Annotated in this window: 20 protein-coding genes; 14 read left to right on the forward strand and 6 right to left on the reverse strand. The window is 75.2% G+C overall.

The genetic code is table 11. From position 1 onward, the window contains the following. Window positions 1-90 precede the first annotated feature (90 nt). Window positions 91-1,092 (reverse strand): ATP-binding protein, encoded by a 1,002-nt coding sequence (locus tag ACFSJS_RS05580; RefSeq protein ID WP_380897353.1) that lies wholly within the window; start codon window positions 1,090-1,092, stop codon window positions 91-93. 105 nt (window positions 1,093-1,197) lie between these two features. Here ACFSJS_RS05580 and ACFSJS_RS05585 point away from each other — a divergent pair, with 105 nt between their 5' ends. Next, window positions 1,198-2,052, forward strand: a complete 855-nt coding sequence (locus ACFSJS_RS05585) for a Fic family protein (protein WP_380897354.1) — start codon at window positions 1,198-1,200, stop codon at window positions 2,050-2,052. 420 nt (window positions 2,053-2,472) lie between these two features. On the opposite strand, the gene ACFSJS_RS05590 is transcribed toward ACFSJS_RS05585, so the two are convergent. Continuing rightward, entirely contained in the window at window positions 2,473-3,330 is an 858-nt protein-coding gene (locus ACFSJS_RS05590) for an HAD family hydrolase (protein ID WP_380897355.1), read from the reverse strand. Window positions 3,331-3,771: 441 nt separating this feature from the next. On the opposite strand from ACFSJS_RS05590, the gene ssd reads away from it, so the two are divergent. The 7 genes from ssd to ACFSJS_RS05625 all read left to right on the forward strand — a co-directional run bounded on the left by ssd (window position 3,772) and on the right by ACFSJS_RS05625 (window position 9,084). Further along, window positions 3,772-4,875 carry a septum site-determining protein Ssd gene (ssd, locus tag ACFSJS_RS05595; RefSeq protein WP_380897357.1) on the forward strand — a complete coding sequence of 368 codons (1,104 nt, stop codon included), beginning with the start codon at window positions 3,772-3,774 and terminating at the stop codon, window positions 4,873-4,875. Further along, window positions 4,872-6,113, forward strand: coding sequence for a TadA family conjugal transfer-associated ATPase (locus ACFSJS_RS05600; protein WP_380897359.1), 1,242 nt, complete (start codon window positions 4,872-4,874; stop codon window positions 6,111-6,113). The genes ssd and ACFSJS_RS05600 overlap by 4 nt, the downstream gene beginning before the upstream one ends. Before the next feature lie 59 nt (window positions 6,114-6,172). Beyond that, window positions 6,173-7,066, forward strand: a complete 894-nt coding sequence (locus ACFSJS_RS05605) for a type II secretion system F family protein (protein WP_380897600.1) — start codon at window positions 6,173-6,175, stop codon at window positions 7,064-7,066. Between the two features lie 434 nt (window positions 7,067-7,500). Next, on the forward strand, window positions 7,501-7,941 hold the full coding sequence (locus ACFSJS_RS05610; RefSeq protein WP_380897361.1) for a type II secretion system F family protein: 441 nt from the start codon (window positions 7,501-7,503) through the stop codon (window positions 7,939-7,941). Between the two features lie 118 nt (window positions 7,942-8,059). Further along, window positions 8,060-8,293, forward strand: a complete 234-nt coding sequence (locus ACFSJS_RS05615) for a DUF4244 domain-containing protein (protein WP_380897364.1) — start codon at window positions 8,060-8,062, stop codon at window positions 8,291-8,293. A 64-nt stretch (window positions 8,294-8,357) separates the two neighbouring features. Continuing rightward, a complete protein-coding gene (locus ACFSJS_RS05620) occupies window positions 8,358-8,672 on the forward strand; it encodes a TadE family type IV pilus minor pilin (protein WP_380897366.1) in 315 nt (104 codons plus the stop codon). After that, window positions 8,656-9,084: an Rv3654c family TadE-like protein gene (locus ACFSJS_RS05625; protein WP_380897368.1), complete on the forward strand. Its 429-nt coding sequence runs from the start codon at window positions 8,656-8,658 to the stop codon at window positions 9,082-9,084. The genes ACFSJS_RS05620 and ACFSJS_RS05625 overlap by 17 nt, the downstream gene beginning before the upstream one ends. Here ACFSJS_RS05625 and ACFSJS_RS05630 read toward each other — a convergent pair. Continuing rightward, on the reverse strand, window positions 9,008-11,419 hold the full coding sequence (locus tag ACFSJS_RS05630; protein ID WP_380897370.1) for a DEAD/DEAH box helicase: 2,412 nt from the start codon (window positions 11,417-11,419) through the stop codon (window positions 9,008-9,010). The two genes, ACFSJS_RS05625 and ACFSJS_RS05630, sit on opposite strands and share 77 nt — an antisense overlap. Window positions 11,420-11,630: 211 nt before the next feature. Here ACFSJS_RS05630 and bldG point away from each other — a divergent pair, with 211 nt between their 5' ends. The 6 genes from bldG (at window position 11,631) to ACFSJS_RS05660 (ending at window position 18,330) form a co-directional block, all read left to right on the forward strand. Further along, the gene (gene bldG, locus ACFSJS_RS05635) at window positions 11,631-11,972 is read left to right on the forward strand and encodes an anti-sigma factor antagonist BldG (RefSeq protein WP_093657489.1); all 342 of its coding nucleotides are present in this window, start codon (window positions 11,631-11,633) and stop codon (window positions 11,970-11,972) included. 136 nt (window positions 11,973-12,108) lie between these two features. Then, a complete protein-coding gene (locus ACFSJS_RS05640; RefSeq protein ID WP_380897372.1) occupies window positions 12,109-12,537 on the forward strand; it encodes an ATP-binding protein in 429 nt (142 codons plus the stop codon). A gap of 538 nt (window positions 12,538-13,075) precedes the next feature. Next, window positions 13,076-15,526, forward strand: coding sequence for a sodium-translocating pyrophosphatase (locus tag ACFSJS_RS05645; RefSeq protein ID WP_380897374.1), 2,451 nt, complete (start codon window positions 13,076-13,078; stop codon window positions 15,524-15,526). Window positions 15,527-15,734: 208 nt separating this feature from the next. Then, window positions 15,735-16,316 carry a small secreted protein gene (locus tag ACFSJS_RS05650; RefSeq protein WP_380897376.1) on the forward strand — a complete coding sequence of 194 codons (582 nt, stop codon included), beginning with the start codon at window positions 15,735-15,737 and terminating at the stop codon, window positions 16,314-16,316. A gap of 78 nt (window positions 16,317-16,394) precedes the next feature. Beyond that, window positions 16,395-17,990 carry a DUF7059 domain-containing protein gene (locus ACFSJS_RS05655; protein ID WP_380897378.1) on the forward strand — a complete coding sequence of 532 codons (1,596 nt, stop codon included), beginning with the start codon at window positions 16,395-16,397 and terminating at the stop codon, window positions 17,988-17,990. A 142-nt stretch (window positions 17,991-18,132) separates the two neighbouring features. Continuing rightward, entirely contained in the window at window positions 18,133-18,330 is a 198-nt protein-coding gene (locus ACFSJS_RS05660; RefSeq protein ID WP_380897380.1) for a hypothetical protein, read from the forward strand. 91 nt (window positions 18,331-18,421) lie between these two features. Here ACFSJS_RS05660 and ACFSJS_RS05665 read toward each other — a convergent pair whose 3' ends face one another. From ACFSJS_RS05665 to ACFSJS_RS05675, 3 genes are all read right to left on the reverse strand, one after another. After that, window positions 18,422-18,667 carry a TM2 domain-containing protein gene (locus ACFSJS_RS05665; RefSeq protein WP_380897382.1) on the reverse strand — a complete coding sequence of 82 codons (246 nt, stop codon included), beginning with the start codon at window positions 18,665-18,667 and terminating at the stop codon, window positions 18,422-18,424. A gap of 256 nt (window positions 18,668-18,923) precedes the next feature. Then, window positions 18,924-19,331 (reverse strand): DUF2752 domain-containing protein, encoded by a 408-nt coding sequence (locus ACFSJS_RS05670; protein ID WP_380897602.1) that lies wholly within the window; start codon window positions 19,329-19,331, stop codon window positions 18,924-18,926. A 54-nt stretch (window positions 19,332-19,385) separates the two neighbouring features. Then, on the reverse strand, window positions 19,386-19,802 hold the full coding sequence (locus tag ACFSJS_RS05675; protein ID WP_380897385.1) for a TM2 domain-containing protein: 417 nt from the start codon (window positions 19,800-19,802) through the stop codon (window positions 19,386-19,388). Window positions 19,803-19,985 lie beyond the last annotated feature (183 nt).

Genomic DNA, 19,985 nt, shown 5'->3' on the forward strand with positions numbered 1-19,985 from the left:
CCCGGGGGGCCGCCGGGCCGGAGGCCTCCCGGGCCGGGCGGTGCGTGGGCCCGGCCCGGGAGGGGGCCGCCGCGGGGCGGGGAGCCGCCGTCAGGAGGACGACGGCGCCGGTGCGGTGTCCTCGCGGAGCACGAAGGCGGGGTCGACCTGGGCGGCGAGATCGGCACCCGTCCTCGCGTTGCCCCAGCTCTCGGCGTTCTTCAGGTGGAAGTGCACCATCTGCCGCGTGTAGCGCTCCCAGTCGCGCAGCTCGTACGAGGCGTCCACCGCCTCCCGCATCGCGCACAGCGCCTTGCGGTTGGCGTCCTCCAGCTCGTCGAAGGGGCGGGGGCGCCCCTTCTCCAGGGCCCGCACCCAGTCGGAGTGCCCGACGGTCACCAGCAGGTCGTCACCGGCCTCGGCCTGGAGGAAGTCCAGGTCGTCCGGGCCCTGCACCTTGTTGCCCACCACGCGCAGCTGGACGCCGTAGTCCCGGGCGTACTCCTTGTACTGCCGGTAGACGGCCACGCCCTTGCGGGTCGGCTCGGCCACCAGGAACGTCATGTCGAAGCGGGTGAACATCCCCGAGGCGAAGGAGTCCGAACCCGCCGTCATGTCGACGACCACGAACTCGTCCCGCCCGTCCACCAGGTGGTTCAGGCACAGCTCCACGGCACCGACCTTGGAGTGGTAGCAGGCCACGCCCAGGTCGGCCTCGGTGAAGGGGCCGGTGGCCAGCAACCGCACCTCCGAGCCCTCGGGGAGGCCGCCGGGCCGGACGCGGCGGGCGCAGGCGTCGTAGACCGGGTTGTCCTCGGTGATCCGCAGCAGCCGGGAGCCCTCCCCGGGCGGCGTCGTCTTGATCATCGTCTCGGCGGAGGCGATCCGCGGGTTGGCGCCGCGCAGGTAGTCCTTGATCAGGGGGAGGTGGGCGCCCATCGCGGGCAGGGCGGCCGCCTCCGCCTCGTCCAGACCCAGCGCGACGCCCAAGTGCTGGTTGATGTCGGCGTCCACGGCCAGGACGGGCGCGTGCTGGGCGGCGAGGTGACGGACGAACAGCGACGACAGCGTCGTCTTGCCGCTGCCGCCCTTTCCTACGAAAGCGATTTTCATGGTCGGAAGCGTAGCGGCGGCCCGGAGGCGCGCAGCGGGAGCGCGTGAAGAAGACCACTCGAACGTGGGGCCCGGGCGCCCGGCGGCGGTGCGTAGGGTCTAGGCATGCCTACGACTGCTGATCCCCTCGCCGCGCTGGGCGCGCTGCCCGGCGTCGCCGACTCCGTCGAATCGGTGCGCGGGGCCGTCGACCGGGTGTACGGGCACCGGGTCATGCGGCGCCGCAGCAGCGAGGTCACCGCCGAGGCCGTGCTGCGCGGGGCCAGGGCCTCGGCCGCCCTCGGCGGAGCCGACTGGCCGCTGGAGGAGGTGCGCAGGCGCAGCGACTTCGGGGCGGACGCCGAGGCGCGCACGGTCGGCGCCGCCCTGAGGGCGACGGCGGAGGCCGGCCACCTGCTGGACGTGTGGCGGCAGTCGCCGCTGCGGGTCCTGGCGAGGCTGCACCTGGTGGCGGCCGGCGGCGACCCGGCGGGGACCGGCCGGGAACCGTCCGCCTCGGCCGGGGACCGGGTGGGGCGGCCGCGCCTGGCGGGCGAGCCCGTGACGGAACCGCTGGCGGACGGACTGCCGCTGCCCGACGCCGCGGAGGTGTCGGCCCGGCTGGACGGTCTGGCGCAGGTCGTCGTGGCGGACACCTCCGCGCCCGCCCTGGTGACGGCGGCGGTGGTGCACGGCGAACTGATGGCGCTGCGGCCCTTCGGCACGCACAACGGGGTGGTCGCCCGGGCGGCCGGACGGATCGTCCTGATCGCCGGCGGCCTGGACCCGAAGTCCGTCTGCCCGGCGGAGGTCGGTCACGCCGAGCAGGGCGCCGACGCCTACCTCGAGGCGCTCCGGGGATACCTCTCCGGCACCCCGGAGGGGATGGCGGCGTGGATCGCCCACTGCGGCCGCGCGGTGGAGCTGGGGGCGCGTGAGAGCACGGCGGTCTGCGAGGCGCTGCAGCGCGGGGCGGCCTGAGCCGGGCGGGCCCGGTCGGGGGCGGCCCGGCACCGCCGTGCGCGGAAATGCGGCGGCACCGGCGTGGCGCCGGTGCCGTCGGCACATCCACCGGGTTACCAGGCGTGCATCCAGTGCGCCGTCATCAGGGGGGACATCGCCCGACCCTGGTGCGGCCGGCCCGGTCGCGGGTCTGCTGCGCGTGGGTTCCCGGTCTCCGTGCGGGGTCCGTGGGGCCTTCGCCTGTACCGGACTTCCCTTCCGGAAGCGGTCGGTTCAGGTCTCGCGGGCCTCTGATTCCTTTGTACTCCGCCCGACGGCGAAGCGGAACCTCTCCCCGCGATCCTTTGCTTTCCCTCTCAACTCCCCACTTTCCGGGCGTGCCGGACCTCCGGCGCGCCCGGCGGCGTCCGGAGCGGGGAGTCCGCGCGGTGGGCCGCGTCACGCACCCACCGCGCCGAGGCGGGTCCGGCGCCGGCTGGCGTACCAGACCAGCCCCGCCGTGGCCGCCGCCGCGCCGACGGCCACGGCCGCGGCGGCCACGGCGGGGCGCCCGGGCATGGAGAACGCGGGCAGCCGCTGCTTGAGGCGGACGGGGCGCTGGAAGGCGAGGACCGGCCAGCCCCGCGCCAGCGCCTCCCGGCGCAGCGCCCGGTCGGGGTTGACGGCGTGCGGGTGCCCGACCGCCTCCAGCATGGGGATGTCGGTGACGGAGTCGCTGTAGGCGTAGCAGCGCGAGAGGTCGTACCCCTCGGACGCGGCCAGTTCGCGCACCGCCTCGGCCTTCGTCGGACCGTAGGCGTAGTACTCCACCTCGCCGGTGAAGCGGCCGTCCTCGACGACCATGCGGGTCGCCACGACCCGGTCGGCGCCGATCAGCTCGCCGATCGGTTCGACCACCTCCGCGCCGGAGGTGCTCACGATCACGACGTCCCGGCCGGCGAGGTGGTGCTCCTCGATGAGGGAGGCGGCCTCGTCGTAGATGATCGGGTCGATGAGGTCGTGGATCGTCTCGGCGACGATCTCCCTGACCTGCTGGACGTTCCAGCCCCGGCACAGGGAGGACAGATAGGCGCGCATGCGCTCCATCTGGTCGTGGTCGGCGCCGCCCGCCAGGAAAACGAACTGCGTGTAGGCGGTGCGCAGCGCGGCGCGCCGGTTGATGAGCCCGCCCTGATAGAAGGACTTGCCGAAGGTGAGCGTGCTCGACTTCGCGATGACCGTCTTGTCCAGGTCGAAGAAGGCAGCGGTACGCGGCAGCGAGGGGTTTTCCACGGGGTGAGCATAGGCGCCCGCCATTCGGCGTAAGGTACGGCGCGTGGGTTTGCCTGAGAAGGCTCTCGGGTACACCATGGAAGTCACGGATCGTTCGCGACCGTGCTACCCCGGTCCGGCTCCTCCCCCCCCCCGAGTCGGCCGTGGAGACGACCCCCGCTCTCCCCCCCGGCGGGGGTCGTCGCATGTCCGGGGCCCTTTTCGGGGACCGGCCCCTTTCCGCCGCCCTTTTCCGTCTGCTGCGGCGGCGCGTCCCGCCCTTCCATGATCCGTCACGCTGCGTGGTCGTCAGGCTGCGTGTAGGCAGTCACCTGTTCGGGTGAGCAAGTTATTCACAACTGCCGAGTTGTCCACGTATTTGGGCCAAGATCATCGAGTTTTTCCGTTCCCCGGCACCGTGATTGAGCACGGCGTTCGCGGCGGTTCCGCGAACTGGAGAGCCGGAATCCGGAAGGGGTACGGGACGTGACCGGAAGCATCCTGGTCGTCACCGAGGACGAGAAACTGCTGGACGACCTGTTGCGCCTGTGCGCGGCGGCCGGCGCGGAGGCGGAGGTGGCGCACGGGGCGCCGCCGGATCCGGGGGCCTGGGAGAGCGCCCCGCTGGTGCTGGTGGGGGACGACCGGGCCGGCCCGATGTCCCGGGCGGCCCGGGTTCCCGCTCGCAGGGCGGGGGTGCTGCTCGTCGGCCGGGAGCAGGACGACCCCGACGTCTGGCGGCGCGGGCTGGGGATCGGGGCGGAGCACGTGGTGTTCCTGCCGGACGGCGAGCCCTGGCTGACCGGACGGATCGCCGATGCGGCCGAGGGCGCCGGGCGGCAGGCGCTGACCGTCGGCGTGCTGGGCGGCCGGGGCGGGGCGGGAGCCTCCACCCTGGCCTGCGCGCTGGCCGTCACGGCGGCGCGGGCGGGGCACCGCACGGTGCTCGTCGACGGCGATCCGCTCGGCGGAGGGCTGGACATCCTGCTCGGCGGCGAGCGGGCAGAGGGGCTGCGCTGGCCGGCGTTCGCCGACTCGCGCGGCCGGGTCGGGGGCGCGGCGCTGGAGGAATCCCTGCCGAGCCTGCACGGCCTGCGGGTGCTCAGCTGGGACAGGGGGGAGTGCGCGGCCGTACCGCCCGAGGCGGTGCGAGCCGTCCTGGGGGCCGCCCGGCGGCGCGGCGGAGTGGTCGTGGTGGACCTCCCGCGGCGGCTGGACGACGCGGCCGCCGAGGCACTGGTCCAACTGGACCTCGGCCTGCTGGTCGTCCCCGCCGAGCTGCGGGCGGTCGCGGCCGCGCAGCGGATGGCCTCCAGGGTGGGCCTGGTGCTGCGCGACCTGCGGGCCGTGGTGCGCGGCCGCACCGGCGCGGGCCTGGACGGCGGGGAGATCGCCCGGCTGCTCGGCCTGCGGCTCGCCGGTGAGCTCCCCGTCGAACACGGGCTCCTCGCGGCGGTGGAGGACGGGCGGCCGCCCGGCGCGGATCCGCGCGGCCCGCTGGCCCGCTTCTGCACGGAGTTCTGGGCGCGTGCCCTGCCCGAGGGCGGCGGAACGACCTCCTCCGGCGGCCGGGGGAGCGTGACCGCATGAGGGCGCGCACGGAAGCCGGGGAGGCTGTGGGGCTGCCGCCGGGCGGGGGAGCGCCGGATGCGGTCGTCCCGCGGCCGGGCGCGCCGCGGGCGCTGGTGGACGCGGTACGGCTGCGGCTGGCGGAGACGGGGTCCGAACCCACGCCGGCCCGGGTCGCGGCGGCGCTGCGGGCCCAGGGGCGTCTGCTGGGGGACAGCGCGGTACTGGGTGTCGTGGAGGCGCTGAGGTCGGAGATGGTCGGAGCCGGCCCCCTCGAACCGTTGCTGGCCGAACCGGACGTGACGGATGTGCTGGTGACCGGGCCGGACGCCGTCTGGGTGGACCGGGGCGCCGGGGTGGAGCGCACGGGGGTCCGCTTCCCCGACGCGGCCGCGGTCCGCAGACTGGCCCAGCGGCTGGCCACCTCGGCGGGACGGCGGCTGGACGACGCGCACCCCTGGGTGGACGCCCGGCTGCCGGACGGCACCCGGCTGCACGCGGTGCTGCCGCCGGTGGCGGTCGGCTGCACCTGCCTGTCCCTGCGGGTGGTGCGGCCGCGCGCCTTCGCCCTGCCGGAGCTGGTGGCGGCCGGCACGGTGCCGCCCGGTGGCGACCGGCTGCTGCGGGCCGTCCTGGGGGCCCGGTTGTCTTTCCTGGTCAGCGGCGGGACGGGCACGGGGAAGACCACCCTCCTGTCGACGCTGCTGGGACTGGTGGGGCCGGGTGAGCGGATCGTCCTGGCGGAGGACTCCGCCGAGCTGCGTCCGGAGCATCCGCACGTGGTACGGCTGGAGACACGCCCCGCCAACCAGGAGGGGACCGGCCGGGTGTCCCTGCGGGACCTGGTGCGGCAGGCCCTCCGGATGCGCCCGGACCGGCTCGTGGTCGGTGAGGTGCGCGGGCCGGAGGTGACGGACCTCCTGGCCGCGCTGAACACCGGCCATGAGGGCGGGTGCGGGACGGTGCACGCCAACGCCGCCGCCGACGTGCCCGCCCGTCTGGAGGCGCTGGGCGGTACGGCGGGCCTCGACCGGGCCGCGCTGCACAGTCAGCTCGCGGCGGCGCTGTCGGTGGTGCTCCACCTGGCCCGGGACCGCCGGGGCCGCCGACGGGTCGCCGAGGTCCACGTACTGGAGCAGGACGGGCACGGTCTGGTGGCGACGGTGCCCGCCGCGGTCTGGGGACCGCACGGCTTCGTCCGGGAACGGGGCTGGCCTCGGCTGGAGAGGTTGTGCGCGCGGGGTGGTGGTGCGCTGTGACGGCGGTCGGGTGCGGGCTCGGGTTCCACCTGGCGCTCCGGATCGGGAGCGGGCTCGGGATGCGGCCGGAGGTGCTCTACGCGGGATCGGTGTGCGCGGTGATGGCGTGTGCGGGTCTGGCGGGCCGGTTGCCGGGGCGCCCCGGAGAGGGCGTGCGACGGGCGCGGTTGCTGTGCGCGGACGGCGCCGAACCGCTGCCCGGCGGCGGTCGGCCCGGGAATCCGGTGGCGGAGGCCGTGGCGCGGCTGCGGCGCGGGCCCGGGGCCCGGGTGGGGCGCGAGGGCTGGTGTCTGGCGGGCGGGGCGTTGCTGGCCCTGCTGGGGGAGTCGGTGCTGCCGCTGCTGTTCGGCGCGGCGGCGGTACCCCTGCTGGGGCGCACGCTGCGGGGGCGGGAGCGGCGGCGGGCGGTGGAGTCGAGGGAGGCGGCCGTCATCGGTCTGTGCTCGGCCGTTGCCGGCGAGCTGCGGGCGGGCCGGACTCCCGAGGGTGCCCTGTCGGCGGCGGGCGTGTCCGGTTTCGGAGAGGGGGGAGCGGCGGTGCTGGCGGCGGCCCGCTTCGGTGGGGACGTGCCGGAGGCGTTGCGGCGGCTGGCCCGGCAGGAAGGGGCGGAGGGACTGCGCGGCGTCGCGGCGTGCTGGCAGGTCGCCGTGGACGGCGGGGCGGGGCTCGCGGCGGGACTGGACCGGGTCGCCGGTGCGCTGCGGGCGGAACGGGACCAGCGGGAGGAGCTGCGCGCACAGCTGGCGGGGCCGCGTTCCACGGCGCTGGTCCTGGCGCTGCTGCCGGTCTTCGGGCTGCTGCTGGGCGGTGCCATGGGAGCGCGGCCGCTGCAGGTGCTGCTGCACAGTCCCGCCGGCTGGGGCTGTCTGGCGGCCGCCGCGCTGCTGGAGTGGGCCGGGCTCGCGTGGGTGGCCCGGATCGTCGGGGCGGCGGAGGGCGGTGGGCGGGGGTGAGCCCCGGATCCGTCCACAGGCTGTGGACAGTGGGTGCGCCTCCCGTGGATCCGGCGTCCTGGCCCTGGCCGTTCCGGCCGGTCGTGTCGTCCGCCCTGTTCCTGGCGCTGACGGCCGTGTGCCTGGTGGGTGGGGCGGCGACGGTGGACCGGGCGCGCCGCCGCCGGAGGCTGGCGGGGCTGGTCGGCTCCCGTGTCCGTGCCCGGTGGCCGCTTCGGAGGCCCCGGTCGGGCCGGGGGTGGTCGCCGCAGGACGCGGTGGCGGTCCTCGGCGGCGCCGGCCTGGGGTTCGCCCTGGCCGGCGGCCCGGTCGGCTGCCTGCTCGGACCGGTCGCGGTGTACGGCCTCCGAGCGCTGCGGAGGCGGTGCGGCGGGGGGCCGGGTGCAGGGAGACAGCATATGAACAAAAAGGGAGAAATCGGTGATTCTCTGTCCATGGCGGAAGCGGCCGCACAGCTACCGGTCGTCGCCGAACTGCTGGCGGCCTGCCTCGCTGCAGGTTCGGGACCGCGCGAGGCGGCCGGCGCGGTGGGCGGCTCCATGGGGGGACCGCTCGGCGAACGGCTGGTACGGGCTTCGGCCGAACTGCGGCTCGGGGGCGAGCCGGCGGCCGTCTGGGGGCGGCTGGAGGAACTGCCCGAGGCGGCGGAGCTGGCCCGCTGTCTGGAGAGGGCCGGGACGACCGGAGTGCCCGCGGTGGAGCCGATGGGCCGACTGGCGGCCGAGTGCCGGGCCCGTCGGGCTCGGGCGGCCGCGGAGCGGACCCGGCGGGCCGCGGTCCGGGTCACGGCGCCGCTGGGGCTGTGCTTCCTGCCCGCCTTCCTGCTGGCGGGGGTGGCGCCCGTGGTCATCGGACTGGCGCGGTCGCTGCCGTGAACGGTGCCGGGGCCGGCGGGGACGCGGGAGCGGGGCGCGGTGGGGGTGAGGCGCGGGAAGCACGCGGAGCGACCCGGACGCGGGGACGGCGGAACGACGGAGGACGAGGAGAGGGACCATGTGGGACAGGACACGGACGCGGGTGCGGGCATGGGCGCGGGCGAGGACGCGCGGCATCGCGCTGCGGATGCGGGGCGGCGACGCACAGGCCGGGATGAGCACCGCGGAGTACGCGGTGGGCACGATCGCCGCCGCGGGGTTCGCGGCGGTGCTCTACAAGATCGTCACCAGCGGTCCGGTCGCCGAGGCGATGAGCGGGCTGATCGAGAGGGCGCTCGATGCGGGTTTCTGACGGCTCCCCGCCTTCCGCCTCCGGCACCGGAGCGGGTGGGAGAGGCGCGCGGGACAGGGGGTACGTGACCGCGGAGACCGCTGTGGTGGTGCCCTCCCTGGTGGCGCTGCTCGGGCTGCTGCTGTGGGGTGTGGCGGCGTCGGTCGCACAGATCCGCTGTGTGGACGCGGCGGGCGCGGGGGCACGTGCCGCGGCCCGGGACGAGCCGCCGGAGAGGATCCGGCAGGCGGTGCGGACGGTCGCACCGCGCGGGGCCGGGGTGGAGATGGCGCGCGAGGGCGATCTGGTGCGGGTACGGGTGACGGCGCGCGCAGCCGGCCCCGGACCGCTGGGCGTGGATCTGGCCGCGGAGGCGGTGGCCTATGCGGAACCGGAGTGACGCCGCGGCGCCCCGGTGGCGGGAGCGCGGACGGTCGCACGGGCCGGCGCATCGCCGCCACCGCGTCCGGACGGCCGCGCGGGAGCGTGGATCGGCCACGGTGTGGGCGGCCCTGTGCGGGATCGCCCTGTGCGCGGCGGCGGCGGGTGTCCTGGGCCTGGGGCAGGCGGTCGCCGTCCGCCACCGGGCCGGGGCGGCGGCGGACGCGGCGGCCCTGGCGGCCGCCGACCGCGCCCTGTGGGGCCCGGAGGACGCGTGTGCCACCGCCCGTCGGGTGGCCGGCGCGCAGCGGGCCCGGGTGGCGCGCTGCAGTGTGCGGGGCGCGGTCGCCGACGTCACGGTGCGGGTGGCGGCGGGCCCGTACGGGGCCCGGGCCCGGGCCCGGGCGGGGCCTGCCCCAGCAGCTCCGTGAGGAGCCGGACGGCGCCGCGCTTGTGCAGCGGATCGTTGCCGTTGCCGCACTTGGGCGACTGGATGCACGAGGGGCAGCCGTTGTCGCACTCGCAGGCGTCGATGGCCCGGCGGGTCGCGGTGAGCCACTCGCGGGCGGTACGGAAGGCGCGTTCGGCGAAGCCGGCCCCGCCGGGATGCCCGTCGTAGACGAAGACGGTCGGCAGGAGGGTGTCGGGGTGCAGGGGGACGGAGACCCCGCCGATGTCCCATCGGTCGCAGGTCGCGAACAGCGGCAGCATGCCGATGGAGGCGTGCTCGGCGGCGTGCAGGGCCCCCGGCAGCACGTCCGGCCCGATCCGGGCGGCGTCGAGCTGGTCCTCGGTGACCGTCCACCACACCGCGCGGGTGCGCAGGGTGCGCGGCGGCAGGTCGAGCCGGGACTCGCCGAGCACCTCCCCCGTGACGAGCTTGCGGCGCAGATAGGAGACGACCTGATTGGTGACCTCGACGGAGCCGAAGCACAGCCGGGCCTCGCCCCAGGGGATCTCGGTGTCGGTCTCCAGCACGGAGACGGCGGTGGTGTCCCGGGCCATGGTGGTCCAGGGCGGGGAGGCCTCCTCCACCAGGGCCACCGAGTCCTCCAGGTCCAGGTGCCGCACGACGTAGGTGCGGCCCTGGTGGAGGTGGACGGCACCCTCGTGGACAGCGGTGTGGGCGGCCCCGGCGTCCACCGTGCCCAGCAGCCGCCCGGTGCCCTCCTCCACCACCTGGACGGGCCGGCCGCCCCGGCCCCGGATGTCGGTGAGGTCGGCGGCCCGCTCGCGGCGGGTCCAGTACCAGCCCGTGCCCCGCCGGCGCAGCAGTCCGCGCCGCTCCAGCTGCGGTATCAGTTCGGGCACGGCCGGCCCGAACAGTTCGAGGTCCGCCTCCGTCAGCGGGGCCTCCGCGGCGGCGGCGCACAGGTGGGGGGCGAGGACGTAGGGGTTGTCCGGATCCAGGACGGTGGACTCCACGGGGCGCCGGAAGACCGCGTCGGGATGGTGGACGAGGTAGGTGTCCAGCGGGTCGTCGCGGGCCACCAGGACGGCCAGCGCGCCCTGGCCCGCCCGCCCGGCCCGCCCGGCCTGCTGCCACAGCGAGGCCCGGGTGCCGGGGTAGCCGGACAGCAGCACGGCGTCGAGACCGGAGACGTCGATGCCGAGTTCCAGGGCGGTGGTGGCGGCCAGTCCCAGCAGCCGCCCGGAGTGCAGGTCCCGTTCCAGGGCCCGGCGCTCCTCGGGCAGGTAGCCGCCGCGGTAGGCCGCGACCCGTCCGGCCAGTTCGCGGTCCACCTCGGCCAGCCGTTCCCGGGCGATCACCGAGACCAGCTCGGCCCCGCGCCGGGAGCGGACGAAGGCGACGGTCCGCACTCCGCGCACGGCCAGGTCGGTGAGCAGGTCGGCGGTCTCGGCGGTGGCCGTCCGCCGCACGGGGGCGCCGCGCTCGCCGCGCATCTCCGTCAGCGGCGGCTCCCACAGGGCGAAGACCACCTCGCCGCGCGGGGAGGCGTCGTCGGTGATCTCGGTGACGGGCACCCCGGTGAGGCGGGTCGCGGCCTCGCCCGGTTCCGCGGCGGTGGCCGAGGCCAGCAGGAAGACGGGGTCGGAGCCGTAGCGGGCGCACACCCGCCGCAGCCGGCGCAGTACCTGGGCGACGTGCGAGCCGAACACCCCGCGGTAGGTGTGGCACTCGTCGACCACCACGTAGCGCAGCGCACGCAGGAAGGAGGACCAGCGGGCGTGGGAGGGGAGCAGCCCGCGGTGCAGCATGTCGGGGTTGGTGAGCAGGTGGTTGGCGTACCGCCGCGCCCACTCGCGCTCCTCGGCCGGGGTGTCCCCGTCGAAGACCGCCGGACGCACCGCGTTCCCCAGCGGCGCGGCCAGCTCGCCCACCGCCCGCCGCTGGTCGGCGGCGAGCGCCTTGGTCGGGGCCAGGTACAGGGTGGTGGCGCCACGGCCGTTCGGGGCCTGCGAGCCGTCCAGCAGGGCGGAGAGCACCGGCGCCAGATACGCCAGGGACTTGCCCGAGGCCGTTCCGGTGGCGACGACCACCGACTCGCCCCGCAGGGCACGGTCGGCGGTGCGCGCCTGGTGCTCCCAGGGCCGGTCGACGCCCGCCGCCCGTATCGCGTCGATCACTTCCGGCCGAATCCGGTCCGGCCAGTCGGCATGACGGCCGCCCCGCGGGGGCAAGTGCTCCACATGGGTGATGCGTGCAGCCCTGTCCGCCCCTGCGGCAAGGCTTTCGAGGACCGTACGGGGAGACGGGGCCGGGGGGTGCGCGCCTGCCGACGCCGCGTGCTGATTGGTGGCCATCGGAATCGAGTGTGTCACCAGCGCGACGGACAATGCCCGCAAGGCGTCGTGCAGCTCCCCGGGTAAGTGATTGAATGCTGCTGCGGCTGCCGATCCGTCCTCTACCTTCGGCGGGGAGAAGATCCCCACCGCCGGTGGGGAGAACCCAATCCCTGCCCTCGGGGGAGACCCAGGGGGGCGGACCGCTCGATAGCAAGGTGCTGGAGGATCCGTGGACCTGTCCCTGTCGACCCGTACCGTCGGCGATCGCACGATCGTCTCGGTGGGTGGCGAGATCGATGTGTACACCGCGCCCAAGTTGCGTGAGCAACTGGTCGAGCTGGTGAACGACGGCAGCTACCACCTGGTCGTGGACATGGAGGGCGTCGACTTCCTCGACTCCACCGGCCTGGGTGTGCTCGTCGGCGGGCTCAAGCGGGTGCGTGCCCACGAGGGCTCGCTGCGCCTGGTCTGCAACCAGGAGCGCATTCTCAAGATCTTCCGCATCACCGGCCTGACCAAGGTGTTCCCCATCCACACCTCGGTCGACGAGGCCGTGGCGGCCACCGACTGAGAGTCCGTCCGGCCGCCCTCACCGGGCGGCCGCGGGGGTGCCGGGCCCACGGGAGTGCCGGCCCGGTACCCCTGGACGGCTCACGGCGCGGGCACCGCGCCACCGGGTGACCGCACGCACTACCGAGGGGGATCACATGGCCACCGTCGAACTGCGTTTCAGCGCGCTGCCGGAGCATGTGAGGACGGCCCGGCTGGTGGCGGCCGCCGTCGCGCGGCGCGCCGGCGTCGACGAGGCCGTACTCGACGAGGTACGCCTCGCGGTCGGTGAAGCGTGCAGCAGAGCCGTCGGACTCCACAACAGCCACGGTCTCGACACGCCCGTCCGGGTGGCGCTGACCGAGGACGAGAAGGCCTTCCGCATCGAGGTCGGCGACGACGCCCCGCACGTGGCGCACGGCTCCGCCCACGGCTCCCCGGCGGACGGGGCGGAACCCGGCGAGGAGGAGGACGACATGGGGCTCGCGGTGATCAGCGGTCTGGTGGACGACCTCGAGGTGACGTCGGACGGACACGGCGGCCTCATCAGAATGAGCTGGCCGACCGCCCCCGACTCCCCCGCATAGGCGCCCGGCACCCGCCTGCGCCGTCCGGTCCCGTACGGGCCCCTGCGTGTGTCAGGCCCGTGTGCGCCGCGGTCCCGGCGCCCCGCAGCCGACGCTTTCCCGCCTACCGGCCCCTGCCCGCCCCCCACCGCGGACGGGGGCCGGCACGCGTTCCGGTGCCCGCCTCGCCTGCCGGCCCCGTCCGTACCGCCGCCCCGCCCGCAGCCTTGAAACCTTCGGCGCCCCCGGCCGGAAGCGATCCGCTCCGGACTCGGCCGGCCGGCCTCCGACGGCCCCGTCCGTACCGCCGCCCCGCGCCCGCCGCTCCCGCCGCCCCGCGGCCGCTCCGGCGCCCTCCCGGCCCGCGGCGGATGAATTCCCTGGACCGTTCGGGGGAATCGTCGCCGGCCGCCGCTACTCGATCTCCCCGGGCGCGGAGCAATACCTACCACCGCATCCTGTCGCGGTCCGAGGCACCTCCCGGCGGACCGCCGCACCCGGGCACGGGACGCCTGAGCGTGCCTGCGCGCGCCCGTGTGCCGAACGTCAAGGAGGACGAATGGCGGGGCACCCCGTCCGGATCCCCTCAGCCGACCGGCTCCAACTGGCCGACGCCGCCCTGACCGGCGGCGACCGCGGCCTGCTCCTGGTCGTCGTGCTCGTTGCGGTGGCGGCCCTGGTGGTCGCCGTGGTGCTGGTGCGGCAGGTGCTCGCGGCCGACGAGGGAACCGACTCCATGAGGAGCATCGCGGCCGCCGTGCAGGAGGGCGCGAACGCCTACCTCGCACGGCAGCTGCGCACGCTCGCCGTGTTCGCCGCCCTGGTCTTCTTCCTGCTGATGCTGCTGCCGGCGGACGGCGTGGGGCAGAGGGTCGGCCGGTCCGTCTTCTTCCTGCTGGGGGCCGGCTTCTCGGCGGCCACCGGCTACATCGGCATGTGGCTGGCGGTGCGCAGCAACGTACGGGTCGCGGCCGCCGCGCGGGAGGCGACCCCGGCGGAGGGGGAGCCCGCCAGGGACCCGGCCGACGTCTCCCACCGGGCGATGAGGATCGCCTTCCGGACGGGCGGCGTCGTCGGGATGTTCACCGTCGGCCTCGGCCTGCTGGGGGCCGCTGCCGTGGTGCTCGTCTACGCCGCCGACGCCCCCAAGGTGCTGGAGGGCTTCGGCCTGGGGGCCGCCCTGATCGCGATGTTCATGAGGGTCGGCGGCGGCATCTTCACCAAGGCCGCCGACGTGGGCGCCGACCTCGTCGGCAAGGTCGAGCGGGGCATTCCCGAGGACGATCCGCGCAACGCGGCCACCATCGCCGACAACGTCGGCGACAACGTGGGCGACTGCGCGGGCATGGCTGCCGACCTCTTCGAGTCCTACGCCGTCACGCTGGTGGCCGCGCTCATCCTGGGCACGGCCGCCTTCGGCGATGCCGGTCTGGCCTTCCCGCTGCTCGTCCCGGCGATCGGCGTGGTCACCGCCGTCGTGGGCATCTTCGCGGTCGCCCCGCGCCGCGCCGACCGCAGCGGTATGACGGCCGTCAACCGGGGCTTCTTCGTCTCCGCGCTGATCTCGCTGGTCCTCGTCGCCGTCGTGGCGTTCGCCTACCTGCCGTCCGACTTCGGCGAGCTCGAGGGCGTCACCGATCCCGCCGTCGCCGGACACGACGGCGACCCGCGCGTCCTGGCGCTGGTCGCGGTCGCCATCGGCATCGTGCTCGCGGCGCTGATCCAGCAGCTCACCGGCTACTTCACCGAACCGGGCCGCAGGCCCGTGCGCGACATCGGCAGGACGTCGCTGACCGGCCCGGCCACCGTCGTCCTCTCCGGCGTCTTCGTCGGGCTGGAGTCCGCCGTCTACACGGCGCTGCTGATCGCGCTCGGCGTCTACGGCGCCTTCCTGCTGGGCGGCACCTCCGTCGTGCTGGCGCTGTTCGCCGTCGCGCTGGCCGGCACGGGCCTGCTCACCACCGTCGGCGTCATCGTGGCCATGGACACCTTCGGCCCGGTCTGCGACAACGCCCAGGGCATCGCGGAGATGTCCGGGGACGTCCGGGGGGCGGGCGCGCAGGTGCTCACCGACCTGGACGCCGTGGGCAACACCACCAAGGCCATCACCAAGGGCATCGCCATCGCCACCGCGGTGCTGGCCGCCACCGCCCTCTTCGGCTCCTACCGCGACGCGATCGCCGACGCGGTGGCGGACGTGGGGGCCCGGGCCGACGAGATGGGCCTGAGCCTGGACATCTCGCAGCCGAACAACCTGGTCGGCCTCCTCCTCGGTGTCTGCGTCGTCTTCCTCTTCTCCGGGCTGGCCATCAACGCGGTCTCGCGTTCGGCGGGTTCGGTGGTCTTCGAGGTGCGGCGGCAGTTCCGCGAACGGCCCGGAATCATGGACTACACCGAGAAGCCCGAGTACGGCCGCGTCGTGGACATCTGCACCAAGGACGCGCTGCGCGAGCTGACCACCCCCGGTCTGCTGGCCGTCATGGCACCCATCGCCGTCGGCTTCGCGCTCGGCGTCGGCGCGCTCGGCTCCTTCCTCGCCGGCGCCATCGGCGCGGGCACGCTGATGGCGGTCTTCCTCGCCAACTCCGGCGGCGCCTGGGACAACGCCAAGAAGCTCGTCGAGGACGGCTGGTACGGAGGCAAGGGCAGTGAGGCCCATGCCGCGACCGTCATCGGCGACACCGTCGGCGACCCGTTCAAGGACACCGCGGGCCCCTCGATCAACCCGCTGCTGAAGGTGATGAACCTGGTGGCGCTGCTGATCGCACCCGCGGTGGTGCAGCTCGGCCACGGCGACGACGCCGGTGTCGGGGTCCGGCTGGCCATCGCGTTCCTCGCGCTCGCGGTCGTCGTCGGCGCGGTGCGCTTCTCCAAGCGGCGCGGCATCGCGGTCGGCGACGGAAGCGGTGAGGACGACGGGAGCTCCGGCCGCGCCTCCGCCTCCGGGCCCCCGGGCCCCAAGGGGCCGCCCGGCTCGCCGGAACCGGGAGCTCCGGTGCCGGCCCCCTAGGCGGCCGGACCACGGCCGGACCACGACCGGACCACGGCCGGACGGAGGCGCGCGGCGGGTATCGGGCCAGGGCGGACCATGTGGGATGCGGCCGGACCAAACAGCGGCACAGCAGCGCAGAACATCCCATAACCACCCCTGGTGCACGGCCGGCTCCCCCCGTGCGTGTATGTTCCGGGCCGAACACCCACGAAGGGATCGGTCCGGAGTGAACAAGAAGCTTGCGGCTGTGCTGTCCGGCAGTGCGTTCCTCGTGCTCGCCCTGAGCGGATGCGGCGACGAGGGCAACGAGAAGGCGGAGAAGTGGGCCGGGCAGTACTGCGACTCGCTGCAGAAGCAGAACGCGCGCATAGCCGGCGCCAACCAGAAGCTCGACCGGATCGCCGAGGGCGACAGCTCCCCCGAGCAGATCAAGAAGACCGACACCGAGGCGTTCGGTGAACTCGCCGACGCCTTCAGGGACCTGTCGGACGGTGTGCGGAAGGCGGGCGCCCCGCCGGTCGAGGAGGGCGCCAGGCTCCAGAAGAACGCGGTCTCCAAGCTCGACGCGATGTCGACCGAGTACGCGGACCTCCAGGAGCGGGCCGAGAAGCTCGACACGGGGGACCAGGGGAAGTTCGCCGAGGGCCTCCAGGGCATCACCGACGAGATGGAGAAGCTGCCCGCGCAGGTCAACGCCGCCCTGGACGCCCTGCGCGCGTTCGGCGAGGAGGAGGCCCTGCGGGACGCCATATCGGGGCAGGAGGGCTGCCGGAAGCAGACGGAGTCGCCGTCCGCCTCGGCCGCGTGACGGCCGGCCGCACCACCGGGGCGCGCCCGGCCGGTGGCGGGGTGCCGTGTGCTGCTCCCGCCGCGTGACAATGGGGAGGTGAGTACGGACCGCCTCCCCACCCCCGGCCCCGCCCTTCCCCGGCTGCGCGACGCCCTCGTGGCCGCCGGCTTCACCCCCGACGGGCTGCTCGACCTGCTCGGCGCCCCCGCGTACGCGGCCCTCGCACGCAACGAGACCGTTCCCGCGCTGCGCGCCACGCGGGAGAGCGGACCGCTCCAGGCGCTGGTGCGGCTGTTCCTGCTGCAGCACCCGGTGCCGTACGGGCAGGCCCGCGCCGCGCTGCCCGTCGACGACGCCCTCGCCGACGGCTGGCTGCGCCCCGCCGGAGGGGACGCGGTGCGGGCGACGGTGGACGTGCGTCCCTACGGCGGTCCCGACGGGCAGAACTGGTGGATCGTCTCCGACCTCGGCTGCGCGGTGGGCGGCGCGGGCGGCATCCGCACCGCCGGCGACACCGGTGAGGCCGCCGCGCCGGAGGGCGGGGCGGACCCGGCCACCGGCGCGGCCGACCGCTCGCAGCTCGTCCTCGGGGTCGGCGGCGCCTCGACGACGCTGGCGGGCATCACCGTGCGCACCCCGGTGAGCCGTGCCCTGGACCTGGGCAGCGGCTCGGGCATCCAGGCGCTGCACGCGGCCCAGCACGCCGCCGGCGTCACCGCCACCGACCTCAACCCCCGCGCCCTGCGCTTCACCCGCCTCACCCTCGCCCTGTCCGGAGCGCCCGAGGCCGATCTGCGCCAGGGTTCGCTCTTCGATCCGGTCGAGGGCGAGCAGCCCTACGACCTGATCGTCTCCAATCCGCCCTTCGTCATCTCCCCCCGCCCCGCCGGCGGGGCCCGCCTCACCTACCGGGACGGCGGCATGGGCGGCGACGACCTGTGCCGCACCCTGGTGGAGCGCGCCGCCGACCACCTCGCCGAGGGCGGGTACTGCCAGCTGCTGGCCAACTGGCAGCACGTCGAGGGGCAGGACTGGCGGGAGCGGCTGTCCTCCTGGGTGCCGCGGGGCTGCGACGCGTGGATCGTGCAGCGCGAGGTGCAGGACGTCGCCCAGTACGCCGAGCTGTGGCTGCGCGACGGGGGCGACCACCTGGGCGATCCGGCGGTGTACGCCGCCCGGTACGACGCCTGGCTGGAGGAGTTCGAGGCGCGCGGCACCCAGGCCGTCGGCTTCGGCTGGATCACTCTGCGCAAGTCGGGCTCGGACCGCCCCTCGGTCGTCGCCGAGGAGTGGCCGCACCCCGTGGAGCAGCCCCTCGGGGACGCGGTGCGCGAGCACTTCGAGCGCCGGGACTTCCTGCGTGCCACGGACGACGCGGGCCTGCTGGCCACCCGGTTCGTGCTGGCCGACGAGGTGGTCCAGGAGCAGATCGGCAGGCCGGGCGCGGACGACCCCGAGTACGTGGTGCTGCGTCAGAACCGCGGTGTGCGGCGGGCGACGACGGTGGACACGGTCGGAGCGGGCTTCGCGGGCGTGTGCGACGGCTCGCTCCCGGCGGGCCGGATCCTCGACGCCATCGCGCAGCTGCTCGGTGAGGACCCGGTGGGGCTGCGCGACCGGACGCCGGAGTCGATCCGGCTGCTGGTCGAGCAGGGCTTCCTGCTGCCCGTGGCCGGCGGGCGGAGCGCGTAGGCGCGCCGGGCGTTCCGCCCGTCGGCGCGCCGGCGTGTTCGGCGCACCGGCAGCGTGCGCCGGGGGCGCGGGTTGTGCGGTTGTCCGGGAGCGTTCACCCGGCGTTCGTCCGGACGCCGCACGTGGGTGCCACCGTGCTGGCGTGGAAAGTGGACCCGCTGTCTTCGCCGGTGCGGCCTTCACCCTGTTCGGCGCCGGACTGCTGCTGTGGACGTCGGTCCGCACGCGGTTGCGCGAACCCGTGGCGGACGGGGTGAGCCCGCTCGCCGCGACCGTGCTCGCCTCGCTCTTCGGCGCGGCCTTCCTGGCCGCCGGGATCTGGACGCTCACCCGCCCCTAGACCCCGCCCGCCGCCCGTCCGGCCGCGGGCGGGGCGGGCCGCACCCGTGTTCCCGGCCCGGGGACCCGGACCGGGAACGGGTGGACGGCCGTCAGCCGCGCAGGACGCGACCCTGCTTGTCGGTGCGGGTGCTGCCGGTCAGGAAGAGGATGCCGTCGATCAGCGACCAGAAACCGAGGCCGCCGCAGGTCAGCAGCTGGGCGATCGCCATCCCGGTGTGGCCGGTGTAGAAGCGCCCGATGCCCAGGCCGCCCAGGAAGATCTGCAGCAGGCCGGCGGTGATCTTGGACTTGTCGGAGTACGGCTGGCCGTTGGGCGCGGTGCCGGTGAACGCCATGGATGGCTCCTTCGTGCGTGTTCTGGGGACAGACCGCGGCCCGCCGGCGAGCCGGCCGTGCCGTGGCGAAGTCCCAGACACGTGATCACCCGCAGGAGTTGTGTGTGATGTGCATCTGTGATGGAACGGTGATCGGACAGCGCTCCGGGAGGGCCGCACACCGCAGCCGAACGGGACGGAGGGATCATCTCCCGCACTCTGCGCGAACCCGCATGAAGGCGCCCGAGGGCGCCCCGGGCGGCGGCGGAGGGAGGGGTCAGCCGATCGCGTTCCGCAGGACCGCCCACACCACGGCGGTCCCCAGGATCGCCGTGGTGCCCCACCTCCCCGGGGACGGCCGGTAGCGCCGCCCCCGCAGGCCCTCGACGAGCCAGCGCCCGCCGAAGTACGCGGCGACCGGAACGCCCAGGGTCAGCAGCAGCGCGTTGTCGTGGAAGGCGGCCGCGAGGTCGCCGTGCATCAGGTCGTAGGCCATGCGCGTCCCGCCGCACGCCGGGCAGAGCAGACCGGTCAGCGCGTTGAGGGGGCAGCGCGGCAGCCACTGCCCGGCTTGGTGGGGATCGGTCCCCCACAGGTAGGCGGCCGCGGCCAGCCCGGCAGCGAGCGCGCCCAGCGGCGGCGCCGCCGGATGGGTGCGGACGGCGTGGGCGGCCCGCGCGAGGATCCCCGGCGGACCCGGCGGGCCGAGCGGGGCTGACGGGGCTTCGGACACGGCGCGTCAGCTCCGCAGCACGCGGCCCTGCGCGTCCGTCGGGCTGTCCTGCGTCAGCAGCATGATCCCGTCGATCAGCGACCAGATGCCGCAGCCTCCGCAGGTGAACAGCTGGCCGAGGGCGAGGCCGGTGTGGCCGGTGTAGAAGCGCCCGATGCCGAAGCTGCCCAGGAAGAGGGAGAGCACGCCCGCGACGACCTTGGACTTGTCGGAGTACGGTCGACCGTAGGGGTCGTAGCCGTACGGCGCGTTCGGGTCGCCGGTGTAGGCGCCCGGGGCGGCGGCCGGCGGAGCCTGGTGCGGGTAACCGTACGCGGGCTGGCCCGGATGTCCCGGCTGACCGGGCTGGCCCGGCTGGGCGTAGGGGTTGTGCTGCGGCTGCTGCGGTTGGCCGTAGGGGTTCTGCTGATAGGGGTCGGACATGGGAGGTTCCCCCGTGGTGAAGGTGCGGGACAGGCAGACGGCCACATCTTGCCAGCCGGTGCCGGGCGGCAGGAATGGTGGTTGTCGGGTTACCGTTCGAGTGGCGTTGCGGACTTTTCCCGTTTGACACGGGGGCGGGAGGTACCGTCACACTCCGCAGCGAGAGCGCGACCGCGGCGGCCG

This window comes from Streptomyces desertarenae, from assembly GCF_042681365.1.
GTDB lineage: Bacteria > Actinomycetota > Actinomycetes > Streptomycetales > Streptomycetaceae > Streptomyces > Streptomyces desertarenae.